Source organism: Dietzia sp. DQ11-71, from assembly GCF_014144995.1.
Taxonomy (GTDB): domain Bacteria; phylum Actinomycetota; class Actinomycetes; order Mycobacteriales; family Mycobacteriaceae; genus Dietzia; species Dietzia kunjamensis.
In genome coordinates, this window is record NZ_JAALDT010000259.1 from 1 (window position 1) to 3,004 (window position 3,004).

Consider the following 3,004-nt stretch of genomic DNA (forward strand, 5'->3'; position numbering starts at 1 on the left):
ACCCGGCGAGCCGGCCCAGCCGACGTCAGCCGGTCAGGGGGCCCAGGTGCGGGCGCCCTCGACCGAACCGACGGCCTCGGCGCCCTCGGCCTCGTCGGCGTAGGCGCGGTTGACGGCGGAGACCACGGCGCGCAGGGAGGCGGTGGTGATGGAACCGGCCCGTCCGACACCCCAGAAGACCCGGTTACCGAACTGCACCTCGACGTACGCGGCCGCGGTGGCGTCATCCCCGGACGTCATCGCATGCTCCGAGTAGTCGAGGATGCGTACCTCGTCGTCGAACATCTCGTTCAGGGCGGCGACGAACGCGGCGAGGGGTCCGTTCCCGGACCCCGCCAGCTCACGGGTCTCGCCCTTCCACTTGATGACGGCCTCGATGGCGTCCTCGCCGTCATCGGTCTCGGCGGGCACGAGGTGCTGCGACATGCGCTCCATGGGCGAGACGCGGTCCAGGTACTCCAGCGAGAAGATGTCCCACATCGCCTTGGGGGTGACCTCGCCGCCCTCGGAGTCGGTGACGTTCTGGACGAGTTGCGAGAACTCCATCTGCAGGCGCCGCGGCAGCTGCAGGCCGTAGTCGCTCTTCATGATGTAGGCGACGCCGCCCTTGCCGGACTGCGAGTTCACGCGGATGACGGCCTCGTAGGTGCGGCCCTCGTCCTTGGGGTCGACGGGCAGGTAGGGGACCTCCCACGTGATGTCGGTGATGTCCTCGCCGCGGGTGTCGGCCTCGGCCTGCAGGGCGTCGAAGCCCTTGTTGATGGCGTCCTGGTGCGAGCCGGAGAACGCGGTGAACACCAGGTCGCCGCCGTAGGGGTGGCGCTCGGGCACGCGCAGCTGGTTGGCGTACTCGACGGTGCGGCGGATCTCGTCCATGTCGGAGAAGTTGATCTGCGGGTCGACGCCGCGGGTGAGCATGTTCATGCCCAGCGTCACCAGGCAGACGTTGCCGGTGCGCTCGCCGTTGCCGAACAGGCAGCCCTCGATGCGGTCGGCGCCGGCCTGGTAGCCCAGCTCGGCGGCGGCCACGCCGGTGCCGCGGTCGTTGTGCGGGTGCAGCGACAGGATGATCGAGTCGCGCCGCGCCAGGTTGCGGTGCATCCACTCGATCTGGTCGGCGTACACGTTGGGCGTGGCCATCTCGACGGTCGCCGGCAGGTTGAGGATGATCGGGTTCTCGGGGGTGGCGCCGACGACCTCGGTGACGGCGTCGCACACCTCCTTGGAGAACGCCAGCTCGGTGCCGGTGAAGGACTCGGGCGAGTACTCCCAGCGCCAGTTGGTGTCGGGGTAGTCGCGCGCGATCGTGGTGACCAGCTCGGCGGCGTCGGTGGCGATCTTCTTGATGGCGTCGCGGTCCTTACGGAAGACCACCTTGCGCTGCAGGATCGACGTCGAGTTGTAGAAGTGCACGATCACGTCGGACGCGCCCTCGCACGCCTCGAACGTGCGACGGATGAGGTCCTCGCGGCACTGGACCAGCACCTGGATGGTGACGTCTTCGGGGATCGCGTCGTCCTCGATGATCTCGCGGACGAAGTCGTAATCCGTCTGCGAGGCGGACGGGAAGCCGACCTCGATCTCCTTGTAGCCCATGCGGACGAGCAGGTCGAACATGCGGCGCTTGCGCGCGGGGCTCATGGGGTCGATCAGGGCCTGGTTGCCGTCGCGCAGGTCCACGGCGCACCACTGGGGGGCGTGGGTGATGATCTTGTCCGGCCAGGTGCGGTCGGGCAGGGAGACGTCCTCGACCTCCTCGGCGAACGGCCGGTACCGGTGCGCCGGCATCGAGGAGCCGCGCTGCTTGTTCCACGACGGCTGGTCGGGGCGGCCGGGCTTGGAGGGGGGAGTCAGGGTCGACGACGACGAGACGAAGGCATCAGCGGGATTCATTGCAGTGGGTCAACTTCCTAGGGGGGCGATCGGCAGGGATCGGACCGGCGCGACGAGATCCCGCGACGGGGAGCCGGTCCGCCTCAGCGGGCCCCGCCGCGGCACCCAAGAAGGAGCACGCGCTGCATGCGGGCCATCATACACATCCCCGCGGGACGTCACGGAATCGGAATCACGAACGTCGAGGACTCGGCTGTGGTCCCTTCGGGCGGTGCCGCCGGCGGGTTCTGCGTGAGGTCGTCGGGTACCACCATGGATCCCCACACCTTGCTGCAGCCGGCCTCCTCGGCCACCTCCACCGCCTTCTCGACGAGTCGGTGGGCGATGCCGCGGCCGCGCAGGTCCTCGCGGACCCGGATCCCGTAGACGAACAGGTCGGGGCTGGCGCCGAGGTGCCCGGTCTCCACCGCGACGAGCATCGCGACCGGCACCTCGTCCTGCAGCGCCAGCACGAGCAGGTTGGATCCGCGGTCGAGGAAGTCCGTGGTCCATTCCGCGGTGGGCGGGGTGCTGAGCAGGTCGCCCGCGGACAGCACGAGGTCCACGTCCGCACGCGCGGCGCGGCGGATGACGAGCTCCGGCGGGGTCATTTGTCCAGTGTGGCAAAAACCCGGGGGGTTCGGCACTGCCACGTGACCTGGGTCATCGGTTGGCGATCATCCAGTCGATCCAGCCGTTCTGGGCGGGGATCGATTCGTACCGGGCCGGGTTGGTGCCGTCGGGCTGCCGGCGGTCGTGGTCGGAGCCGGAGTGGACGCCCACCAGTCGGTCGCCCTGGAAGACGGGTCCGCCGGAGTCGCCGTACCCGTATCCGCCCTGGATGGTGTGGGAGCGGCCGATGCGTGAACCGGCTCGGGGCTCCATCCGGTCGAGGCGGGTGAGGCCCGTGCGGAGTTCGGGGGAGCGCAGGCCGCGGGGGGTGGTCTCGCCGAATCCGTGGAAGCGCAGGACGGCGCCCGGGGCGGGGTCGACGCCGGCGCGCCGCACGGACGGCGACGGCGCGGGGTGGCGGAGTTTGACGAGCATGAAGTCGCCGGCGGGGGCCTTGTAGACCGCCTCGGGGGTGTGGCGGCCGAGGCTGCCCGTGTCGAGGGAGCCGAACGCGCCGACG

3 protein-coding genes are annotated in these 3,004 nt (G+C 70.0%); all 3 read right to left on the minus strand.

The window, feature by feature from the left end:
• Positions 1-33: 33 nt before the first annotated feature.
• Positions 34-1,893, minus strand: a complete 1,860-nt coding sequence (leuA, locus tag G6023_RS09780) for a 2-isopropylmalate synthase (protein ID WP_182635221.1) — start codon at positions 1,891-1,893, stop codon at positions 34-36.
• A gap of 158 nt (positions 1,894-2,051) precedes the next feature.
• A complete protein-coding gene (locus tag G6023_RS09785) occupies positions 2,052-2,483 on the minus strand; it encodes a GNAT family N-acetyltransferase (RefSeq protein WP_067714593.1) in 432 nt (143 codons plus the stop codon).
• A gap of 52 nt (positions 2,484-2,535) precedes the next feature.
• Positions 2,536-3,004: trypsin-like serine protease (locus tag G6023_RS09790; protein WP_182635222.1), on the minus strand; the 469-nt coding region annotated here is incomplete at its 5' end.